We start from the raw sequence: 20,967 nt of genomic DNA on the forward strand, positions 1-20,967 counted from the left end.
TTGGCAGGGTGACTGCGACGGCGGGGGAGCTGACGGGAACCGAACGCGCGGTGCTGCTGGTCCTGATGGCCCGGGCCCGGCCCGTGCCGAACTCCGAACTGGCGGCTCTGGGCCCCACGCTGGACAAGGCGGGGCGCGAGAAGCTGAACCGGCTGGGACTGATCGAATCCGAGCGGGCAGGCAACCGCTACATCCACGAGCTGACCGACCGCGGCTGGCGAATGTGCCGCGAACTGCTCGACGCGCCGCCACCAGCACGAGCCACCGGACCGGCGAAGGCGTTGCAGACCATCCTCGCGGGGCTGGGCCGTTACCTCGAGACCGCGCAGCTGAGCCTGGCCGATGTGTTCGGCGAGACGGCGGCGTCTACGGCGGCGTCTAAGGGTGCGCCCAGTGTCGAGGACCGCATCCGCGCGGTCTACACCGAGTTGGCCCCGCGACCGGGCGGCTGGGTGCCGCTGCGCCGGCTGCGCGCCGAGCTCGACGCCCCGCGCGATGCCGTCGACGCCGCGCTGGCCGCGCTGCACCGCACGCCGGGGGTGAGCGTGATCCCCGAGGAGAACCAGAAACAGCTGACCGACGAGGACCGCGCCGCCGCCGTGCTGATCGGCGACCGGCCCAAGCATCTGATCGCGATCGAGGGCTGATGGACGCATCGCAGCGAGAGGCGCTGAGCGCGCTGCGCCTGACCTGGGCGCCCACCAGTGACGACCTGTGGCGTCCGCAGGCCGCCACCCACGTCAGCGGGCTCAACGACGCGGCGGTCGACGACGTGATGGCGGCCTTCGGTGACGCCCGGGCCGATCCGGATTCCTCGCCCCTGGGCGTGGTGATCCAAGGGCCCGCCGGCTCGGGCAAGACCCACCTGCTCGGCCAGATCCGGGAGCGCGTGCAGGCCGACGGCGGTTTCTTCTTCGTCGTCGAGCTGCTCGACGCGGCCAGTTTCTGGGAGTCGGTGCGCAGCGGTGTCCTGGAGAGCCTCGGCCGACCGGGGCACCGGTTGGAGACCCAGCTCAAGGATGTGCTGTGGGAGCTGGCGTCGCTGGCCCACGTTTCGCGTGCGGACCGGCGGGCACTGGTCGGCGACGACGACCTCGACGCCGAGACGCTGTACCGCTTCGTGATGGCGCTGGCGAAGCAGCCGTCGGCGAAAGAGACGGTGCGGCAATGTCATCAGGCGCTGCGCGCGCTGGTGCTGGTGGCGTCCAACGACTTCATCGCCCACGACATCGGCGAGGGATTCCTGCAGGGCAGCGAGGAGTTCACCGCCGAGGAACGTGGCCCGTGGGGACTGCGGACCGCGCCCGCCTCGGCGCAGGCGTGCGTGCGCGACATCGCCCGGCTGGTCGCGCTGGCCGGCCCGGCGGTGCTCGCCGTCGATCAGATCGACACGCTGATCGCGCAATCGCTGGCCACCACAGACGAATCCGCCTCCGACGACCGCCGAGACGATCGGGTGCTCGAGCAGGTCGCCCACGGATTGATGGCCGTGCGGCAGACCATGCGGCGCACCGTGCCGGTGGTGGCGTGCCTGCCCGCGGTGTGGGAACACATCCGCGACACGGCGACAGCCAGTGTGGCCGACCGGTTCCGGGTCACCGGGGTGCTCCGGCCGCTGCCCACCGCCGACATCGGCCGCGCCATCCTGGAGCGCCGCTTCACCGCCAGCTACCGCGCGGTGGGCTTCACCCCGCCGTACCCCAGCTGGCCGATCGCGCCCGAGGCGTTCGACGAGGCGCCGTCCTACACGCCGCGGCAGCTGCTCATCCGCGCCGACACCCACGTTCGCGAATGCCTCAAGCACGGCGACGCCGTCGAACTACACCACCTGACGGGCAAGGGCGTGGTGTGGGACTCGTTGTTGGACAACGATACCGGGCAGGAAACTGCGCTCCTCGATCGACGGTTCGCCGACTACCGCAGGCGCGCGGTGCCCTCGGCGGCGACCGCCTCCGACGGCGAGGACGTCACGATGCCCGAGTTGCTCGGCGCAGCACTGACCGCGTGGATCGCCGAGCGCGACGGTGAGCAGACCTTCGCCTGCGACCCGCCGCCCGGCACACACGTCACGCTGCACGCGCGGCTGCGCGAGACGCTGGACAGCGCCACCGAGGACGAACGGCACTGGGCGTTCCGCGCCGTGGCGGCCGACAACGCCAGCGCTGCGCTGAGCCGGGTCCGAAAAGCCATCACCGCCGCGGGTTTCGGCCCCGGCGCCGGCCGGCGCCGACTGTTCCTGATCCGCAACACACCCTGGCCGACCGGGAAGAAGACGGCCGAGGAGATCGCGGCATTCCACGCGTGGGGCGGTGCGACGGTGCCGCTGTCGGAGGGCGACGTGCGGACGATGGCCGCGCTGCGTGATCTGTTCGCCGAGGACGACCCCAGCCTCGCCCAGTGGCTGCGGACACGCCGGCCCGCCCACCGGATGGCTCTGCTGGCGGAGACCCTCGGCGACGGTGTGGTCGAGGACGAACCCGAGATCGATTCGGACAGTGACTCATCGGATGAGCCGGTCGACGATGCCCCCGCCGTCGACGTGCCCGACGACGAGGTGCCGCTGGGCCGCGACCTGCACAGCGGCGAACCGGTGTCGATCCCGATGTCAGCACTGCGCAAACACGTCGCGATCTTCGCGGGGTCGGGATCGGGCAAAACGGTGCTGATCCGCCGACTGGTCGAGGAATGCGCGCTGCGCGGAGTGTCCGCGATCGTGCTGGACCCGAACAACGATCTCTCGCGCCTCGGGACCGCCTGGCCGCAGAAGCCCGACGGCTGGCAACGCGCCGACGACGTGCGCGCCGAGGACTATCTGCGCTCGACCGAGGTGACGATCTGGACGCCGCGGCGCACCAGCGGCCGCCCGCTGAGCTTCCAGCCGCTGCCCGACTTCGCCAGCGTCGTCGACGACCACGACGAGTTCTACGAAGCCGTCGAAGCGGCGTGCTCGGCGCTGGAACCGCAGGCGCTGATCACCGGCAAGACGCAAAAGGCCACCCGCGCCCGGGCGGTGTTGCGAGAAGCTTTGCAGCACTACGGCAGAACACCCGAGCCGACGCTAGCCGGATTCGTCCGGCTGCTGGTCGACCTGCCCGACGACGTCAGCAACATGGCCGGCGCGCACGAGATCGCCGGCGACCTCTCGCAGAACCTGCGCGCCGCGATGGTCAACGACCCGCTGTTCGGAGGTGCGGGCACGCCCGTGGATCCGGGCGTTCTGCTGACCCCCTCCGACGGTTACCGCGCACGGGTGTCGGTGATCAGCATGATCGGACTACCGTCCGACGAACAGCGGCAGAGCTTCGTCAACCAACTGCAGATGGCGCTGTTCGCCTGGATCAAACGCAACCCGGCGGGCGACCGGCCACTCGGCGGGCTGCTCGTGATGGACGAGGCGCAGAACTTCGCTCCCGCACGGGGTTTCACCGCCTGCACCCGCAGCACGCTCGCGCTGTCGTCGCAGGCCCGCAAGTACGGTCTGGGCTTGGTGTTCGCCACGCAGGCGCCCAAGGGTTTGAACCTCAACATCCCCGGCAACGCGGCCACCCAGTTCTACGGACTGCTCAACGCGCCCGCGCAGATCGAGACGGCCCGCGAGATGGCCAGGGCCAAAGGCGGACTCGTCGACGACATCAGCCGGTTGCGGGCGGGCAACTTCTACGTCGCCACCGAGGGGGAGTCCTTCCACCGCGTCGTCGAACCGTGGTGCCTGTCCTACCACCCGTCGAGCCCGCCGTCGGCCGACGAAGTGCTGGCCTTGGCGGCGCAGCGATGAGCCGGGTCTTCATCACCGCCGACGAGCTGGCGGCGATGCTGGAGCGCGGTGAACCCGTCACGCTGCTCGACGTCCGGTGGTCGCTGCCCGAACCCGACGGCAGCGCAGCCTACGACCGCGCCCACCTGCCGGGCGCGGTCTACGTGTCCCTCGACGACGAGCTGTCCGATCACAGCGTCACCGGACGCGGCAGGCACCCGCTGCCATCGGGTGCCGCGGTCCAGGCGGCCGCCCGGCGGTGGGGCGTCCGCACCGGTGTCCCGGTGGTGGTCTACGACGACTGGAACCGGGCCGGTTCCGCACGCGCGTGGTGGGTGCTGACCGCGGCCGGCATCCCGGACGTCCGCATCCTCGACGGCGGGCTCGCCGCCTGGCATGGCGAACTGCGTTCGGGCACCGAGGCCGTCGAACCCGGTGACATCACGGTGGCCCACGACGACCTGTACGACGGCGCGCTGCCGACGGTGACGGCCGACGAGGCGGCCGCGGCGCCGGTCCTGATCGACGCCCGCGCACCCGAACGGTTCCGCGGAGACACCGAACCCGTCGACCCGGTGGCCGGACACATCCCCGGCGCCCGCAACGTCCCCAGCACCAGCCTGCTCGCCGAGGACGGGACGCTACGCGATGATCTGACCGCGCGGATCGGGTCCGTGGACGCGCGCCCTGCGGTGTATTGCGGTTCCGGGGTCACCGCGTCCGTCGTCGTCGCCGCCCTGGCATCGGTCGGGGTGGACGCCGCACTGTTCCCGGGCTCGTGGTCGCAGTACAGCGGCGAGTCAGCGCGCCCGGTCGCTCTCGGTGAGTGACCCCGTCTCCTCGAGATCGAGCACCGGGGTGGGCCGCCGGAAGCCGCGGGTGACCACGGCCAGCCAGACGACACCGATGGCCAGCCAGATCAATCCGATCGTCAGCGCCTCACCGGACAGGCTGGTCCACAGCCAGACCGTCAGAAGGAAACCGATACCAGGCAGCACCACGTTGAGCACGACGTTGCGTTGGCGCTGATCGACGAAATAGTGCTTGATCACCGACAGGTTGACCACCGAGAACGCCACCAGCGCGCCGAAGCTGACCACCGACGCCAGGATCGCGAGATCGATCACCAGCGCCAGCAGCGAGATGACACTGACCGTGATGATTGCGTAGACGGGCGTGCTGAATTTGACCGACACGTGCCCGAACACCTTGCGCGGCAGGATGCCGTCGCGGCCCATCGCGAACAGGATGCGCGCGACCGACGCCTGTGAGGTCAGCGCCGAGCCGAGCGCACCGGCGACGTAGGCAGCCGTGAAGAAGATGTTGGCGAACGACCCGCCGGCGGCAAGCATCACGTCGGTCGAGCCGGTGTCGACGTCGGCGAACTCGTTGGACGGGAACACCAGCTGCGAGACGTACGACAGCACGATGAAGATGATGCCCGAGACGACCGTGGCGATCATGATCGCCTGCGGCACGGTGCGTTTGGCGTCGCGCGCCTCCTCCGACAGCGTCGACACGGCGTCGAAGCCCAGGAATGACAGACACAGGATCGCCGCACCGGCCAGGACCGGGCTCATACCGCCGGCACTGCCGTCACCGGTGAAGGGCGCCAGCAGATCCACGGTGCCGAAGCCGGAGATCTTCGACAGTGCCAGCGCCACGAACACCACGATGAAGATCGCCTGGATCGCGATGATCAGGAAGTTGGCCCGCGCCACCGACACGATGCCGACGATGTTGAGCACGGTGACGATCGCGATCGACACGAGCACGATCACCCAGGCGGGCAGTGCCGGCAGGGCGGCGTTCAGATAGAGCCCGATCACGAGATAGTTCAGCATCGGCAGGAACAGGTAATCGAGCAGTAGCGACCAGCCGGCGAGGAAGCCGACGGGGGCGCCGAACGTCCGCTGTGTGTAGGTGTAGGCAGAGCCGGCCACCGGGATCGCGGCGGCCATCCGCGCGTACGACAGCGCGGTGAACACCATCGTGATGGTGGTGACCACGTAGGACATGGGGACCCGACCGCCCGAGGTCTCGGTGACGATCCCGTAGGTGGTGAACACCGTCAGCGGCACCATGTACACGAGGCCGAACAGCACCAGTGAGGGCAACCCCAGTGCTCGTTTCAGGTGACCCTCGTGCGGGTCGGCGAGAAAAGCGCCCGAATCTGTGCTCATGTCAGCCCCTTCCGTTCTGGGCCCGGTAGGCCGGTGTGCCACGCAGATAGGTGGCGCGGATGCCGACATCCGGAAGATCCAGTGGCGGCACGGTCCGTGGGTCGCGGTCCAGCCATACCAGGTCGGCACTGGCCGCCGGGGCGATAACGCCCCAATCGTTATCGGCGAACGCTTGATTCGCAACGCCGGCGGTATACGCCGACAGGGCACGGTCGACCGGCAGGATCTCGTGCGGAGTCCAGCCACCCTCGGGCTCACCCGTGGCGGTGCGTCGCGAGGTGGCGACGGCGATGCCGTCCAGCGGGGCGCCGGAGGACACCGGCCAGTCCGAGCCGAAGCCCAGCGGAGCGCCGGAGGTGTCCAGCGTGCGGATCGGGTATTGGCGGTCCGCGCGTTCGGCGCCCAGCCGGGGCACGGTGAGCACGGTCATCAGTGCGTCGAGTTGTGCCCACAGCGGCTGCATGTTCGGGATCACCCCGAGGGCGGCGAACCGGGCCAGATCGACCTCGTCGACGAGCTGGCAGTGCGCGATCACGGGCCGGCGATCGCGGGGACCGTTGTGCGCCACAACGTGTTCGATGGCGTCGAGGGCCTGGCGCACCGCCGCGTCGCCGATCGCATGGATGTGGATCTGCAGTCCGAGCTCGTCGACGCGGCGGGCCGCCTCGGCCAGCGAGTCGCCCTCCCAGTTCCGCATTCCCCGGTTCTCGTGGGCGTGCATGCCCGTGCAGTAGGGCGCCAGCAGCGCGCCGGTCTCGTTCTCCACGACCCCGTCGGCGAAGAACTTCACGGTGTTCGCGGTAAGCAAGGGGTTGGCCGCCTCGGCCACCATGCGCTGCTGCTCGGCGAAATGGGTGACCTGGCTGTCGAAGTGGCGTGGATCGCCGTAGAGCGCGAGATTGAACCGCATCCGCAGGGCCCCGCGACGGGCCGCCTCGACGTAGGTGGCGACGTCGGCCGGCTCGACCCAGGCGTCCTGCACCCACGTCACGCCGCGCGCCAGGTAGTAGTCGGCGGCGGTGCCCAGGGCCCCGATGCGGACGTCCTCGTCGCGCGGCGGCATCACGTTCATCACGAGATCGGTGGCGCCCCACTCGCGGAGCGTGCCGAGCACCGATCCGTCCTCGCGGTGCGGGATCTCGCCGAGCACCGGGTCGGGTGTGTCGGCGGTGATGCCCGCCCGCTGCAATGCCACGCTGTTGCACCACACCGTGTGGTAATCCCACGCGCGCAACACCACCGGCCGATCCGGCACGGCCGCATCGAGCCACCGCGCGTCGAACAGGCCGCCGGGGGCGAGGCTGCCGTCATAGGAGGCGCCGACGATCCAGTCCTCGTCCGGGTGATCCTCGGCGTACTGCTTGACGGCCAGCACGATCTCGTCGACCGAGGTGCACGGCCGCACGGCCGGCCCGACCGCCTCGAGACCGCCGTAGAGCGGATGGGCGTGTCCGTCGCCGAACGACGGCATCAGGAAGCCACCGTCCAGATCGACCGTCTCCGCCTGTCCTGCTTGGACTTTCGCGTCGTCGCCCAGGGCGGCGACGACGCCGTCGACGACGAGGACGGCGTCGGTCTCCTGAGGGGCATGACCGCCCGTCCACACGGTGCCGCCGGTGAACAGTGTCGCGCTCACGCGAGCACCAGAATGAACATCGAGCTCCTAAAACGAATGAAGTTCGTTTATTGTGAACTGACTCACCCGACCGTGCAAGAGGGGAGCGCGAATGTGGGCCGACCGCGTACACCTCTGCTGTCGTCCGAGCGGATCGCCGAAGCCGCTCTGGAGCTGGTGATCAGCACCGGCGGCTTCACCATCGCGGGGGTGGCGCGCGCACTGCGGGTACGGCCGTCCTCGCTGTACAACCACGTCAGCGGGCGCGACGACGTCGTCGAACTGCTTCGTGAGCGCGCGATGTCCGACGTGGAACTGCCCGTCGACGACCCCCAGCGACCGTGGCGCGACGTCGTCGCCGACATCGCCCGCTCCTACCGCCGCAGCTTCGCCCGCTACCCGCAGCTGATCCCGCTGCTCACCGAATACGCGGTCAACAGCCCGCACGCCATCACGATGTACAACGCACTCGCGGTCACGCTCACCCGGGCCGGCTTCAGTCCGGCCGACACGCTGCGGACGATCACGCTGGTGGATTCCTACGTGCTCGGCTCGGCGCTCGATGTCGCCGCCCCGGACCAGCCGTGGCGGCACCGCGCCGAAGTCGGGCCGGAGCTGGCCGCCGCCCTGGACACGGGGGCACCCAAGCCGCAGCGCGCCGACGACGCGTTCGAGTTCGGCCTGGCGGTACTGCTGCGCGGGCTCGGCTGATTCGCGATCAGAACTGCACGCCGCGCGTCAGCGCTCCGTCGACCACGAGATTGGTGCCGGTGATGAAGCTGGCGGCCGAACTGCTCAGGAACACCACCGCGTTGGCGACTTCCTGCGGTGTGGCCATCCGGCCGGTCGGGTTCAACGCGAGCGCCTCGGCGAACAACGTGGGATTCTCGACCTCGATCGTCGACCACACCCCGCCCGGGAAGTAGGTGTTGCCGGGGCTCACGGTGTTGGCGCGCACGCCCTGGGCGGCCAGCTTGTACGCGAGGCCCTGCGTGTAATGGATGATCGCCGCCTTCATCGTCCCGTAGGGTCCCGCCGCGAAATCCACCTCGCGGCCCGAGACGCTGGAAATCGTGACGATGGAACCGGATTCGCTCGCGAGCAGATGCGGCAGCGCGGCCTCGACCAGTCCGATCGTGCCCATGAGATCCACCTCGAACGTCGTCCGCCAGTTCTCCGCGGACTCCGGAATCGCCAGCGCGCTGACATTCGCGACGACCCCGTCGAGCCCGCCGAACGCCTCGGCCGTAGCGTCCACCCACGCGGTCAACGCCGCAGTGTCACCCACGTGCACCACGGTTCCCAGAGCGGCATCGCCCAGATCCTTTTGCGCGTCGGCCACCGCCTCGGGCGTCCGTGCGCAGTAGGCGACGCGGGCGCCCTCGGCGAGCAGCCCCTCCACCACGGCCCGGCCGATGCCGCGGGTGCCGCCGGTGACAGCGAACCGCTTGCCCGTCAGCCCGAGATCCATGCGCGTCCTCCTAATAGGTGATGGAACCGAAACCACCTGCTGCCGAACGCATCTCGGCATGGACACCGCCGAACGCGGATGCGGCGGGCAGCAGCCGCTTGTCGATCTTGGTGACCGAACTGTAGTTCGTGTCCACGACGTTGGCGATCGGGGCGAGCGAGATCTGGGTCAGCAGCTGGTAGGCATCGAGACGATCCAGGCCGTAGAGCTCACCGAGCCACGTGATCATCTCCACCTGCCCGGCTCGCCACGCCTCCTCCAGTGGACGGCCCGAGCCCACGCACATCAGATGGGTGTCGGTCTCGATCCGCGGCCAGGCCGGTCCGCCGCCCTTCACCAACCCGACGATCGCCGTCACGTTCATCGCGCCCTCGACCGCGGTGCCGCAGGACTCGCCTTCACCCTGCCGGTAGTGCCCGTCGCCGAGCGAGAACAGGGCGCCGGGCACGTTGACCCGGAGGTAACAGGTCGCGCCCGCTCTCATCTCCGGGGTGTCCATGTTGCCGCCGAACACGTCGGGCACCAGCGAGGTCCGCACCTCGCGGCGGGCGGGTGCGACACCGACGGTGCCCAGCATCGGGTTGGCGGGCAGCGCGAGCTCGAAGTCGCTGCCGTGCGCGGAGAACGCGACAGTGCCGGCCGCGGAGTCGTACTCGTAGATGTACGTGCGCTCGGGCAGTGGGTCCTGCAGCGTCGGGCTGACCGGAACGCTGGTCAGCCCGCCGAAGAACGGAATCAGACTCGACGCACCCCAGGTGCGCGCGGGCGTCAGGTCGACGAGATGAACGACGAGTGTGTCCCCGGGTTCGGCGCCCTCGATCCAGAACGGCCCGGTCTGCGGGTTGAGGTCTTCGGTGTCCAGGGCGGTGGTCGCGACATCCGCGGCGCTCGTGATCCGGCCCCCGTAGGCGTCCTCGGTCCACAACGTCAGCACCGTCGGCGGCGTGATCCTCGCGACGGGCGCCGCGCCGCCGAAGGTGTAGGCCATCTGGTCGGCGGTCGGGATGAAAGTGACGTGATCCATGCTCGCCATCCTCGTCCGGTGCAGCGCGCGCCGCCATACGATCGGGGCATGGCCGATGAGATGAGCGGAGAGCGCGACTTCAACCAGCGCAACATCGACGAGTTCCGGGCCAACGGCGGCAAGGTGGGTGGCCAGTTCGAAGGGTTCCCCCTGCTGCTGTTGACCTCGACCGGCGCCAAGAGCGGCGAGCAACGCGTCAACCCGGTGGCGTACTTCGAGTTCGACGACGGCATCTACATCGTCGGGTCGGCGGCGGGTAGGGATTCAGATCCCGCGTGGGCGTTCAACATCCGCGCGCACCCGGAGGCGCAGGTCGAGATCGGCTCCGATCCGCCGCGACCGGTGCGGGCGCGCGAGCTGCCGCGCGAGGAACGTGACCGTCTCTACCCGCGGGTGGTCGAGCAGGCGCCCGGTTTCGGCGACTACGAGAAGCGGACCGACCGCGTCATCCCGATCTTCGAACTGGTGCCCGCCGACTGACGGGTTTTGCCGCAACCGACTCGGCGCGAGCGCCGGTGTGCGACGGTATGCACCATGCGCGTGTGGGGGATCGTGGTGCTGTCTGTCGGGCTGATCGCGGGCTGCAGCAGTCCGGCACCGGCCCCATCTCCGTCCCCATCGATGTCGCCTCCAGCTGCCAAAGCCTCTGGCGCTCCGCAGGACCCGCAGACCGACGACACCGAAGGCGGGGACGGCACCATGACCGTCACCTACGAGGATGCGACCACACCGGAGGCGATCGCCGGCCGAGCACTGCTCCAGGACAACACCGTGCTCGACGACTTGGCTGCCGACATCAACGAGTCCCTGTATCTGCCGCAGGACATCACGCTGCGGGGCGCGCAATGTGACGAGCCGAATGCGTTCTGGGACGCAGGCGCCAACAGCATCACGCTGTGCTACGAGGACGCGGATTCGGCGAAGGAGGTGTTCACCGCGCTGGGTGATCCCGATCCGAGCGCCGCGGCCATCAACTCCGAGTACGCGACGTTCTATCACGAGGTGGGTCACATGGCGATCAGTATTTACGAGCTGCCGATCACCGGGCGGGAGGAAGACGTCGCCGACCAATTGGCGGCGTTCGTGTTGCTGCAGCCCGGCGACGACGGTAAACCCGACCCCGAATCCGTCAAGGCCGTCAAGGATTTCGCCAGCACCTTCGAGGCGTCGGGCGCCGAACGTCAGGAACTCGGCGCCGCCGACTTTGCCGATGTGCACTCACTCGACGAAACGCGGATGTTCAACCTGCAGTGCTGGATCTACGGCGCGGACCCCGATGCGGGTGCCGACCTCGTGACGTCCGGCCGGCTGCCGGAAGGCCGAGCCGACGGCTGCGCCGACGAATGGAACCAACTGGACAACGCCTGGTCGACGCTGCTGGACCCGCACCTGAAGTGATCAGCGCGGCGCCGGTGCCGCCGGTGCCGGCGGGGGCGGCGGCAGCGGAGCGGGCGCCGGTGGCGGAGGAGGCGGGGGTGCGAGCAGCCGGACGATGTCGGGCTTCATCTGCTGCAACTGCGCGCCCCAGTACCCCCAGCTGTGGGTGCCGTTCGGTGGGAAGTTGAAGATCGCGTTGCGCCCGCCCGCGGCGATGTACTTGTCGCGGAACTCCTTGTTGGTGGCAATCGTGATCGTCTCCAACGACCCCGCACTGAGGTTGATGCCCAGGTCCGTCCCGGTGTCCAGGTCGGAGGCGACGCCGTTGCCGCAGTAGATCCACAGCGCGGTGCGGTTGGCGACGAGCCGGTTGATGTTGAGCATCGGATCGGCCCGCTTCCAGGCCGGTGAGCCCGACGGGCCCCACATGTCGAGTGAGTCGAAACCGCCGGCGTCCTGCATCGCGATGTCGATGAGCGGCGGCCAGAACTTCTGCGACGGAGCCAGATAACCCGACAGCGACGCTGCGAACTTGTACTGACGCGGGTAGTAGGCGGCCATCGTCAACGCAGCGCTGCCCGACATCGACAGCCCGACAACGGCATTGCCGAACGGATCCTGACCGCGGTTGGCGGCGAGCCACGTCGGCAGCTCGTTCGTCAGGAACGTCTCCCACTTGTACGTCAGCACGCCGTTGCGGTTCTTCGCCGGCCGGTACCAGTCGGCGTAGAAGCTGGATTGCCCGCCGACCGGCATGATCACCGACACCCCGGACTCGTGGAACCATTCGAAGGCTGCGGTGTTGATGTCCCAGCCGTTGAAGTCGTCCTGCGCACGCAGGCCGTCGAGCAGCAGCACCGAATGCGGGCCCCCGCCTTGGAATTCGACGCGGATCGTGCGGCCCATCGACGGCGACGGCACGTCGAGCTGTTCGACCGGCAGACCTTCCCGGGAGAACGCGTGCGCCTGCGGGGTGACGATCAGCGCGGTGGCGGCGAGCAGCGCCGCGACGGCGGCACGACGAACCCGCTGGCCCAAAGAGATCACGCGCGCGAACCTATTCGCGATGCGGCGCCGGCGGTCGGGGGCGCGCCCGGCGGTGACCGGGTTGTTACCGAGTTGTGAGCGGGCGCGTCAGCAGCACAGGACCTTGGGCCATGAACCGTGGTGTGTGGCCCCGATGTTCGTCTGCGGCGTGCACGGTGAAGGGATGCAGGACTAACATGTCTCCGGGCTCCCCGGTGGCGTACCGGACCGGCCGTGACGCGCTCGCGGCGTCGACGAGGGCGCCGGCCGTCACTGCGTCGAGCGGTTCATCGCCGAGCACGCGTGCCGTGTCGCGGTGGGAGCCGACCCGGATGCGCGTCGGCGCGTCGTCGATCGACACCTCGGAGAGCAACGTCAACACCAGCAAGGTGTGCGGCCGCCTCGTCACGTGCCAGGCACCGTCGTCCCCCGGGGTGTTCAGATCGATGTGCCAGCCGCGGTCATCGGCCGGCGGACGCACCGGGAAGCGAACGGGGATGTTGCCGAGGGCCCCGCGTGGCGTCCACCCGCCCTCGCCGCAGATCGCGTCGAGCGCGTCGGCCAGCTTCGGACTGCGGACCAGTGCGCCGAAGGGACCCTCGCCGGTCAGGTCGGCGGTCCAGACGACCGGCTGGGTCCAACTCGCCGGATCCCGCGCGACGCCGAGCCGTTGCCACAGCAGCTCCCGCGCCGCGTCGGCGGCAGCGCGCGGCGCGGCCTGTTCGAGGGCGAGGTAGCCGTCGGCGGCGAAGGAGTCGAGATCGACCATTCGACGAGCCTGGCACAGCGTCCATGCCCGCTACCAACGGTTTTCGCCGCTCAGCGGCGTGCGGCGGCAAAGCCCAGGACGGCCACCGTCGCCGCGCACACCATCGCGATGCCCAGCGGTACCGCGGTGTGCTCTCCGCCGAGACCGACGAGCGGCGACACCACGGCCGCGAGCCCGAACTGCGTGGCGCCGAGCAGCGCCGACGCGGTGCCGGCGGCCCTCGGAGCAGCGGACAACGCCAGCGCGGTGGCGTTGCCGAAGATCAGGCCCATGCCTGCGACCGAGAAGAACAGCGGCAACGCGAGCCAGCCCGCGGGGACTCCGGTCACCGCCAGCGTCAGCACCGCGATGCCGGCCGCCAGGATGATCACGAGGCCGACGCCGGCCAACCGGCGCGGCTCGACGCGCGCGGCCAGCCGCGCACTCGTCGCGCTCATCAGCAGCAGCCCGCAGGCGTTGACCCCGAACATCGCTCCGTACTGCGCCGAGCTGAGGCCCATCATCGTCTGGTAGACGAACGGCGACGCCGAGATGTAGCCCATCATGACCGCGAACGCGAACCCGAATGTGACCAGATGACCGAGGTATTCGCGGCGGGCCAGATCCCGCAGCGGCGAGCCCTGGGTCGAACGGTTCGCTCGGAGTTCCCGACGACGTTCCTCGGTGTGGGTTTCGCGGATCACGACCAGCGCGGCGACGAGCATGGCGACGACGAGGGCCAGGATGACCGAGAGCGCGCCACGCCAGCCCAGCGGCTGCACCAGGAAGCCGCCCGCCAGCGGCGCGGCGATCGGAGCGATCCCGCCGACGATCATCATCAGGGAGAACGCCCGCGCCGCGGCACGTCCCGTCGCCAGGTCCGAGATGATCGCCCGGCCGATCACCATGCCCGCCGCGCCGGTGAGCCCCTGCGCCAGCCGGGCCGCGACCAGCACCTCGATCGTGGGGGCGAGGACGGCGACGACGCTGGCGACCACGCACACGGCGGCGCCGGACACCAGTGGCTTGACCCGCCCGTAGCGATCCGACAGCGGACCGAACACCAGCTGGCCCGCCGCCAGGCCCAGGAGGAATGCGGTGAGGGTGAGCTGCACATTCGTCGGAGACGTGTGCAGGTCGTCGACCATCTGCGGGAAGGCGGGCAGGTAGAGGTCGGTCGCGAAGGGCGCGACGGCCGACAGCAGCGCGAGCGTGACGAGCAGCCCGGCAGTGATCTGCGGAGGCGCCTGCCGGCGAGCCGGCGTATCGACGGTCGAGGTCATGGGAACTCCCGTATTCATTATCAGAACATAATTATCAATCAATAAATATCAGGTATGGTGGTGTCGTGCAAGCCCGACAGCCCCGCGGTGAGCAGCTCGCGGACCTCGCCGACGTCGTCATGGCCGTCGCGCGCGCAATCAAGTCACAGGCCGCGGCGGACCCCGGCATCGTCGAACTCTCGCCGACCGAAGTGACCGTGCTGCGCTACATCGACCACCATCCCGACGTCAGCGCCGGCACCGTCGCCGCGGGAACGGGGCTGCAGCGCAGCAACCTGAGTCGGGCGCTGCGCGACCTCGAGGCCAAAGGGTTGGTGCGCCGATCGGCCGATCCGGCCGACAGCCGTCAGGTCGTGTTGCGCTCGACCCGGCAGGCCGCGGAGAACTTGGCGCGGCTGCGCGTCATCTGGGCGAGGGTGCTCGGCGATGCGCTCGCGGCGTCAGGGGAGGAGCACGACATCGCGTCGGCGCTGACGCTGATGCACGCGCTCGAGCGCAATCTCTACTGAAGGTCGACCGACATCGGGCCCACGCCCCAGATCTCGTCGCAGTACTCCCGAATCGCCCGGTCGGAGGAGAACATCCCGCTACGGGCGGTGTTGCGGATCGACATCCGCGTCCACACCTCGTCGTCGAGCCACACCCGCGACACCTCGGCCTGCTTGTCCACATACGCCCGGTAGTCGGCGAGCACCAGGAACGGATCGTGGGCGATCAGGTTGTCCACGACGGGGCGCAACACCTCGGTGTCGCCGTGGGTGAACGTGCCCGCCGCGATCAGTTCCAGCACGGCGGCCAGCTCGGGGTCGCGTTCCACATAGCTCTGCGGCCGATACCCCTCGGTTTTGACCGCTTCGACCTGATCCTCGGTGAGCCCGAAGCAGAAGAAGTTCTCCGATCCTGCCTCCTGCCGGATCTCGACGTTCGCGCCGTCGAGTGTCCCGATGGTCAGCGCGCCGTTGATCATGAACTTCATGTTGCCGGTGCCCGAGGCCTCCTTGCCCGCGGTCGAGATCTGTTCGGACAGGTTCGCGGCCGGGTAGACGAGGTGGGCGTTCTTGACGTTGAAGTTCGGCAGGAACACGACTTTGAGGAAACGGTTGACGTCGGGATCGTTGTTGATCGTCGCGCCGACCGCGGTGATCAGCTTGATGATCCGCTTGGCCATGACGTAGCCCGGTGCGGCCTTGCCGCCGAACAGGAACACCCGCGGCGGGATCGTCAACCCCGGGTTCGTCTTCAGCCGGTGATACAGCGCCACGATGTGCAGCACCATCAGATGCTGACGCTTGTACTCGTGGATGCGCTTGACCTGCACGTCGAACATCCACAGCGGATCCAGCTCGATGCCCGTGGTCGAGTGCACGTACTCGGCCAGTCGAGACTTGTTGGCGCGTTTGACTTCTCGCCACCGGGACCGGAACGAGGAATCCTCGATGAACGACTCCAGGCCGTGTAGCCGCTCCAGATCGGTCAACCACCCGGGCCCGATCGCCTCGTCGAGCAGCCCCCGCAGCCCCGGGTTCGACAGGGCGAGGAAGCGCCTGGGGGTGACGCCGTTGGTGACGTTGCCGAAGCGCTCCGGCCACATCTCGTAGAAATCCTTCAGCACACTGGATTTCAGCAGTTCCGAGTGCAACGCGGCGACACCGTTGACCGCGTGGCTGCCGACGGTGGCCAGATGCGCCATCCGCACCGACTTTCCGCCGTCCTCCCCGATCAGCGACATCCGGCGGACCCGTTCCTCGTCACCGGGGAACGTGTCGCGCACCTCGGCGAGAAAGCGGTCGTTGATCTCGTAGATCAGCTGGAGGTGGCGCGGCAGTGCCTCGCCGAACAGATGCAGCGGCCATGTCTCCAACGCCTCGGGCAGCAGGGTGTGGTTGGTGTAGCCGAATGTGCGCACCGTCAGATCCCAGGCATCCTCCCATGCCAGATGGTGCTCGTCGATCAGCAGGCGCATCAACTCGGCCACCGCGATCGAGGGGTGGGTGTCGTTGAGCTGGATCGCCCACTTGTCGGGCAGCGCCGACAACGGCAGACCCGCCCGTTCGAGGTGGATGTTGAGGATGTCCTGCAGCGAACACGTGACGAAGAAGTACTGCTGCAGCAGGCGCAGCCGCTTCCCGGCCTCCGGCTCGTCGTTCGGATAGAGCACCTTGGAGACGGTCTCGGAGACCACCTCCTGATCGACCGCCCTGTAGAAGTCGCCGCTGTTGAAGGCGTCGAGGGCGAACGACTCGACCGCTCGGGCACTCCACAGCGTCAGCGTGTTGCAGGTGTTGACGCCGTAGCCCTGCACCGGGGTGTCGTAGGAGACGCCTTTGAGCACCCGCTGCGGCACCCACCGCACCCGCAGCCTGCCGGCTAGATCCTCGTACGTCTCGGTGTGCCCGCCCCAGTTGACCAGGTAGTTGGCATCGGGCTTGTCGATCTCCCACGGGTTGCCGCGCACGAGCCAGTTGTCGGTCTTCTCGACCTGCCAGCCGTCCTGGATCTCCTGGGTGAAGATGCCGAACTCGTAGCGGATGCCGTACCCGATCGACGGGCGCTCCAGCGTCGCCAGCGAGTCCAGGTAGCACGCGGCCAGCCGCCCCAGGCCGCCGTTGCCCAGCCCCGGTTCGCCCTCGCAGTCAAGGATCTCGTCGAGGTCCTGGCCGAGATCGGCCAAGGCCTGCCGCGCCTCGTTCTCGATGCCCAGATTCAGCAGGTTGTTGCCCAGCTGCGGCCCCATCAGGAACTCCGCCGACAGGTAGCAGGTGACCTTCGCCGACAGATCCAACCAATCCTGCGTGGTGGCCATCCAGCGCTTCTGCATCCGATCGCGCACCGCCAGCGACAGCGCGCGGTAATAGTGCTCGGGCTGCAGCACCGCAGGTGGGCGGGCGATCGAATACACCAGGTGGTCGGTGACCGCGGCGCGCAGCGCATCAGCGGTCATGCCCGTCCTGGTCTGGCCGGTCGGCCCGGGATTGACCTGGGCCGGCTGATCGGCGGGGGCGTTCACGAGGTCGGTCACCGCGCCATTGTGGCGGTTCCATGTTTCGGCAATGAATCCTGATCGTGAACGACACCTCTGCCGAGGTTGTGCGCAAACGTTGGCGCGCCGGTTATCGACGCGGTTGACTATTCCGATGGCGACGCGCGCACACCCTCAGGTGACGCGTCGGGCTGCCCTCGGCGTTCCCCCGCCGTCCCGGTTGATCGGCTGGACCCTGGCCGTCGGCATCACGTGCTTCGCCGTGCGCGCGCTGGTCCATCTGGACGGCTGGTCGTATGCGATGGTGTGGCCCGCCGTCGCACCGCAGCTGGTCGCCCTGCTCACCTCGCCGCGCCGGCAGTGGCCCGTCTATCTGTCCGCGTTCCTGGCGGTCCAGATCATCCCGGCACGGCTCGTGCTGGGGATCGCCCCGGAGATCGGCGTGGTGTCGACGCTCGCGGCGGTCGTGTTCGGCGCGGCGATGCTGCATCGCGACCAGGACTGGGTGACGGGGCGCACCGACACGCTGCGCAGTTGGCTGCGGTTCCTGCTCTACGGCGTCTACGTCGGACCGGCCCTGGCCAGCCCGATCGGTGTCGCCGGGCTCGTGATCAACGGCGAGGTCGGCACCGAACCCGGGGAGTTGGTGCACGCGGCCATGGCCTGGTACCTGACCGAGGCCGTCGGCATCGCGTTCCTCGTGCCCCTGATGCTGCGGTGGCGGCACTACGTGCGCCGGCACACCTGGCGCGAGACGGTGTGGTTCGCGACGATGATCGCGGTCACGGTGGGGTTGTGCGCCGCGTCGGCGACGATGTCGAGCTTCGTGCTGGTGTTCCTGACCGGGCTGCCCGCGCTGCTGGTGCTGATCAGGTCCGGCATCGCAGCCGCGTTCGCTGCGACGGCCGTCGGTTCGGCGATGGCGTTGGGCGGTACCTTCGCCGGCTACGGTCCCTTCGCGCTGTCGCTTCGCGATTCCGGTCAGGCCCTGATCTCGGTGCAGGTGTTCGTCCTGGGCGCGTTCACGATGCTGGTGCTCGTCGCCGCCGCGCTGGAGGACCGGATGCGGCTGGTCGCCCTCGAGGACGTCAGCCACAAGGCCTATGAGCTGATCTCGGAGTTGACCGGCGACGTGGTGATCCTCGTCGACGCCGACGGCACCGTGCTGCACCGCGCGAGCCAGGGCCACGAGATCCTCGACGACAACGACGGGCCCATCGCCAAATCGGTGTGGTTGAGCCAGATCCACCCCGACGACCGCGCCATCCTCGCCGGCTTTCCGGCCGCGGGTCCTGCCGCTTTCCCAGGCACCTCCGAACCCTTCCGCGTCCGTCGGGCCGATGAATCGTGGGGCTGGTACGTCTTACACAGCCGTCGCACCGAAGACGGCCTCACCGCGGCGATCATGCGCGATGTGACGCTCGAGCGGGAGGTGCAGGAATCGCTGACCGACATGGTGAACACCGATCCGCTGACCGGGCTGGCCAACCGCCGCGGGCTGGACACGCGTGCCGGCGACCTGTGGCTGCGGGCTTGTGTCGCCGGCGAGCAGGTGACCGCGCTGTTCGTCGACATCGACCACTTCAAGTCGTTCAACGATCTCTACGGTCACCAGGCCGGCGACGAGTGCCTGCGCAGCATCAGTGACGTGCTGGCCCACCTCGCCGACCCGAGCGTGTGCGTCGCCGCGCGCTACGGCGGCGAGGAGTTCGCGGTCGTCGTCGCGGGCTGCGACGACCCGGGCGGCTTCGCGACAGGATTGATGAGGGCCATTCGCTCGCTGGCGATACCGCACGCCGGAGCCGCGAAGGGGACCGTGACGATCAGCGTCGGTGTGGCCACGCTGCGCCCGTGGCGGCAGACCTTCGACAACGCCGACCTGGCAGTGCGCGATCTGCTCGACCGTGCCGACAAGGCCCTCTATGCCGCCAAGAGCATGGGCCGCGACACGGTGTCGACGTATCGCGAGGGCGGGGTGCTACTCGGCGAGTAGATTGACCGCCCGGGCGAACACCTGTGGTACGCCGTGGGCGGCCGGCACGATCGCGCGCCGCAGTGGAGATGCGCTCGCGTGCAGCATCATCGACGTCATCATGCGGTAGCGGCGCGTGGCGCGGCGCCAGAGCCGCTCATAGGTCTCGGGCCGGTCGGCGGCCACGCATCCGGCCAGCGCGCGAGCCGCCGCGAACGAGAGCCCGAGTCCCTCGCCGGTCAACGCATCGACGTACCCGGCGGCGTCGCCGACGAGCATCACCCGGCCCGCCACCCGGCTCACCACCCGCTGCCGTAGGGGTCCGGCGGCGCGATCGGGCCCGTGCGATGATCCCGAGATGCGTTCGTGCAGCGCAGGAAAGGCCGCGAGATGATCGTCGAACGCACCGCGGCGGGAAGTCAGGATCGCGATCCCGACGCAGTCGCGGGCGACCGGTGTCACGTACGCCTCACCGGCATCGGGATCGGCGGCCCAGTGCACCTCGACGTGGTCGGTCCAGGGTGCGATGCCGACGTGGCGGGTCAGGCCCCAGCGGCGCCGCCCGCCGCCGGTGGCACGGTGCAGGCCCAGCTGCGCCCTGATCGGTGAGTGCAACCCGTCCGCGGCGGCCAGGTAGCGCGCGCGAATACCGTTGACCGACACACCGTCTCGGTGCTGCTCGACCGTCTCGACCGAGCCGCCGACGATTCGTACGCCCGCCGACACGGCCGCGTCCAACATCGCCTGCTGCAGCCCCGTGCGCCGAACGCCGAGCCCCGGCCCGGTGTCGAACGTCGCCGTGACCGTCCGCCGCCCGTCGAGGTAGGCGACGCCGTGAAACGGCACCCCGCCGGGGTGCACACCGAGCGCGGCGAGATGACGCACGGTGTGCGGCATCAACCCTTCGCCGCACGCTTTGTCGATCGGGGCCTGCCGTCGCTCCACCACCACGGTCTCCAGTCCGTGACGGGCCGCCGCGAGCGCCGTGGCCAGGCCCGCGGGCCCGCCGCCGACGACCGCCAGGTCGATCACGTGAGCCGCTCCAGAGCCCGGTTCTCACAGGTGATCCGGGTGTGGAGCAGGACCGCGTTGAGAGCGGTGAACGCCAGCGCGGTGATCCAGGCGGTGTGCACCAGCGGCAGCGCGATGCCTTCGGCGACGACGGCGACGTAGTTGGGGTGGGCGAGGTATCGGTAGGGGCCACCAGAGACCCGGGCCGCACCCGGCACCACGACCACCCGGGTGTTCCACTGGCGGCCCAGGGTGCCGATGCACCACCATCGCAACCCCTGCGCGGCCAGCACGACACCGAACATCGGCCACCCCAGTGCGGGCAGGAACTCCCGGTGCGCCGCCTCGAGCAGGCAGGCGGCCAGCAGGGCGGTGTGCAGCGCCACCATCACCGGATAGTGGCCCGCCCCGTACTCCACGCCGCCGCGCTCCCGGCTGTAGCGCAGATTGCGTTGCGAGACAACAAGTTCAGCGATCCGCTCCAGGGCAATGGCGACGATCAACAGTGTGTAGGCCGGCACAG

The 20,967-nt window shown here is 69.2% G+C and carries 18 protein-coding genes; 8 read left to right on the forward strand and 10 right to left on the reverse strand.

Annotation, left to right across the window (positions count from 1 at the left end; all coding sequences use genetic code 11):
- The first annotated feature begins 8 nt into the window (after positions 1-8).
- From MHN84_RS13415 to MHN84_RS13425, 3 genes are read left to right on the forward strand one after another with little or no spacing between them, the layout of a single operon-like run.
- A complete protein-coding gene (locus tag MHN84_RS13415) occupies positions 9-647 on the forward strand; it encodes a hypothetical protein (protein WP_241205048.1) in 639 nt (212 codons plus the stop codon).
- Positions 647-3,775, forward strand: a complete 3,129-nt coding sequence (locus MHN84_RS13420; protein ID WP_241205049.1) for a helicase HerA domain-containing protein — start codon at positions 647-649, stop codon at positions 3,773-3,775. The genes MHN84_RS13415 and MHN84_RS13420 overlap by 1 nt, the downstream gene beginning before the upstream one ends.
- Positions 3,772-4,584: a sulfurtransferase gene (locus MHN84_RS13425; RefSeq protein WP_241205050.1), complete on the forward strand. Its 813-nt coding sequence runs from the start codon at positions 3,772-3,774 to the stop codon at positions 4,582-4,584. The genes MHN84_RS13420 and MHN84_RS13425 overlap by 4 nt, the downstream gene beginning before the upstream one ends.
- Here MHN84_RS13425 and MHN84_RS13430 read toward each other — a convergent pair.
- Together MHN84_RS13430 and MHN84_RS13435 are read right to left on the reverse strand one after the other, a co-directional pair.
- Positions 4,555-5,937, reverse strand: coding sequence for an APC family permease (locus MHN84_RS13430; protein ID WP_241205051.1), 1,383 nt, complete (start codon positions 5,935-5,937; stop codon positions 4,555-4,557). The genes MHN84_RS13425 and MHN84_RS13430 overlap by 30 nt on opposite strands.
- A 1-nt stretch (position 5,938) precedes the next feature.
- Complete coding sequence (locus MHN84_RS13435) at positions 5,939-7,573, reverse strand: amidohydrolase (protein WP_241205052.1); 1,635 nt, start codon at positions 7,571-7,573, stop codon at positions 5,939-5,941.
- A 93-nt stretch (positions 7,574-7,666) separates the two neighbouring features.
- On the opposite strand from MHN84_RS13435, the gene MHN84_RS13440 reads away from it, so the two are divergent.
- Positions 7,667-8,263, forward strand: a complete 597-nt coding sequence (locus MHN84_RS13440; protein ID WP_241205053.1) for a TetR/AcrR family transcriptional regulator — start codon at positions 7,667-7,669, stop codon at positions 8,261-8,263.
- A gap of 7 nt (positions 8,264-8,270) precedes the next feature.
- Here the strand turns inward: MHN84_RS13440 and MHN84_RS13445 are convergent, their stop codons facing one another.
- Complete coding sequence (locus MHN84_RS13445) at positions 8,271-9,023, reverse strand: SDR family NAD(P)-dependent oxidoreductase (RefSeq protein WP_241205054.1); 753 nt, start codon at positions 9,021-9,023, stop codon at positions 8,271-8,273.
- A gap of 10 nt (positions 9,024-9,033) precedes the next feature.
- Positions 9,034-10,047, reverse strand: a complete 1,014-nt coding sequence (locus MHN84_RS13450) for an acetamidase/formamidase family protein (RefSeq protein WP_241205055.1) — start codon at positions 10,045-10,047, stop codon at positions 9,034-9,036.
- A 48-nt stretch (positions 10,048-10,095) separates the two neighbouring features.
- On the opposite strand from MHN84_RS13450, the gene MHN84_RS13455 reads away from it, so the two are divergent.
- Together MHN84_RS13455 and MHN84_RS13460 are read left to right on the forward strand one after the other, a co-directional pair.
- Positions 10,096-10,527 (forward strand): nitroreductase family deazaflavin-dependent oxidoreductase, encoded by a 432-nt coding sequence (locus MHN84_RS13455; protein WP_241205056.1) that lies wholly within the window; start codon positions 10,096-10,098, stop codon positions 10,525-10,527.
- Between the two features lie 54 nt (positions 10,528-10,581).
- The gene (locus MHN84_RS13460) at positions 10,582-11,445 is read left to right on the forward strand and encodes a DUF4344 domain-containing metallopeptidase (RefSeq protein WP_241205057.1); all 864 of its coding nucleotides are present in this window, start codon (positions 10,582-10,584) and stop codon (positions 11,443-11,445) included.
- Here MHN84_RS13460 and MHN84_RS13465 read toward each other — a convergent pair whose 3' ends face one another.
- The 3 genes from MHN84_RS13465 to MHN84_RS13475 form a co-directional block, all read right to left on the reverse strand.
- Positions 11,446-12,462, reverse strand: coding sequence for an esterase family protein (locus MHN84_RS13465; RefSeq protein WP_374238366.1), 1,017 nt, complete (start codon positions 12,460-12,462; stop codon positions 11,446-11,448).
- A 73-nt stretch (positions 12,463-12,535) separates the two neighbouring features.
- The gene (locus MHN84_RS13470; protein WP_241205058.1) at positions 12,536-13,219 is read right to left on the reverse strand and encodes a phytanoyl-CoA dioxygenase family protein; all 684 of its coding nucleotides are present in this window, start codon (positions 13,217-13,219) and stop codon (positions 12,536-12,538) included.
- A gap of 50 nt (positions 13,220-13,269) precedes the next feature.
- Positions 13,270-14,481: a multidrug effflux MFS transporter gene (locus tag MHN84_RS13475; RefSeq protein ID WP_241205059.1), complete on the reverse strand. Its 1,212-nt coding sequence runs from the start codon at positions 14,479-14,481 to the stop codon at positions 13,270-13,272.
- A 65-nt stretch (positions 14,482-14,546) separates the two neighbouring features.
- On the opposite strand from MHN84_RS13475, the gene MHN84_RS13480 reads away from it, so the two are divergent.
- Positions 14,547-14,990, forward strand: coding sequence for a MarR family winged helix-turn-helix transcriptional regulator (locus MHN84_RS13480; RefSeq protein ID WP_241205060.1), 444 nt, complete (start codon positions 14,547-14,549; stop codon positions 14,988-14,990).
- On the opposite strand, the gene MHN84_RS13485 is transcribed toward MHN84_RS13480, so the two are convergent.
- On the reverse strand, positions 14,984-17,500 hold the full coding sequence (locus MHN84_RS13485) for a glycogen/starch/alpha-glucan phosphorylase (protein WP_374238364.1): 2,517 nt from the start codon (positions 17,498-17,500) through the stop codon (positions 14,984-14,986). The genes MHN84_RS13480 and MHN84_RS13485 overlap by 7 nt on opposite strands.
- A gap of 115 nt (positions 17,501-17,615) precedes the next feature.
- Here MHN84_RS13485 and MHN84_RS13490 point away from each other — a divergent pair, with 115 nt between their 5' ends.
- Positions 17,616-19,454: a diguanylate cyclase gene (locus MHN84_RS13490; protein WP_241205061.1), complete on the forward strand. Its 1,839-nt coding sequence runs from the start codon at positions 17,616-17,618 to the stop codon at positions 19,452-19,454.
- Here the strand turns inward: MHN84_RS13490 and MHN84_RS13495 are convergent.
- Positions 19,440-20,465: an FAD-dependent oxidoreductase gene (locus tag MHN84_RS13495; RefSeq protein WP_241205062.1), complete on the reverse strand. Its 1,026-nt coding sequence runs from the start codon at positions 20,463-20,465 to the stop codon at positions 19,440-19,442. The two genes, MHN84_RS13490 and MHN84_RS13495, sit on opposite strands and share 15 nt — an antisense overlap.
- A complete protein-coding gene (locus MHN84_RS13500; RefSeq protein ID WP_241205063.1) occupies positions 20,462-20,965 on the reverse strand; it encodes an isoprenylcysteine carboxyl methyltransferase family protein in 504 nt (167 codons plus the stop codon). Before MHN84_RS13500 ends, MHN84_RS13495 begins: the two co-directional genes overlap by 4 nt.
- Positions 20,966-20,967: the final 2 nt, after the last annotated feature.

The organism is Mycobacterium sp. PSTR-4-N (assembly GCF_022348085.1).
GTDB lineage: Bacteria > Actinomycetota > Actinomycetes > Mycobacteriales > Mycobacteriaceae > Mycobacterium.

Coding starts and splice junctions, on each gene's coding strand:
- MHN84_RS13420 (WP_241205049.1), top strand. CDS start 647: ATGGACGCATCGCAGCGAGAGGCGCTGAGCGCGCTGCGCCTGACCTGG.
- MHN84_RS13425 (WP_241205050.1), top strand. CDS start 3,772: ATGAGCCGGGTCTTCATCACCGCCGACGAGCTGGCGGCGATGCTGGAG.
- MHN84_RS13430 (WP_241205051.1), bottom strand. CDS start 5,937: ATGAGCACAGATTCGGGCGCTTTTCTCGCCGACCCGCACGAGGGTCAC.
- MHN84_RS13445 (WP_241205054.1), bottom strand. CDS start 9,023: ATGGATCTCGGGCTGACGGGCAAGCGGTTCGCTGTCACCGGCGGCACC.
- MHN84_RS13450 (WP_241205055.1), bottom strand. CDS start 10,047: ATGGATCACGTCACTTTCATCCCGACCGCCGACCAGATGGCCTACACC.
- MHN84_RS13455 (WP_241205056.1), top strand. CDS start 10,096: ATGGCCGATGAGATGAGCGGAGAGCGCGACTTCAACCAGCGCAACATC.
- MHN84_RS13460 (WP_241205057.1), top strand. CDS start 10,582: ATGCGCGTGTGGGGGATCGTGGTGCTGTCTGTCGGGCTGATCGCGGGC.
- MHN84_RS13470 (WP_241205058.1), bottom strand. CDS start 13,219: ATGGTCGATCTCGACTCCTTCGCCGCCGACGGCTACCTCGCCCTCGAA.
- MHN84_RS13475 (WP_241205059.1), bottom strand. CDS start 14,481: ATGACCTCGACCGTCGATACGCCGGCTCGCCGGCAGGCGCCTCCGCAG.
- MHN84_RS13490 (WP_241205061.1), top strand. CDS start 17,616: ATGGCGACGCGCGCACACCCTCAGGTGACGCGTCGGGCTGCCCTCGGC.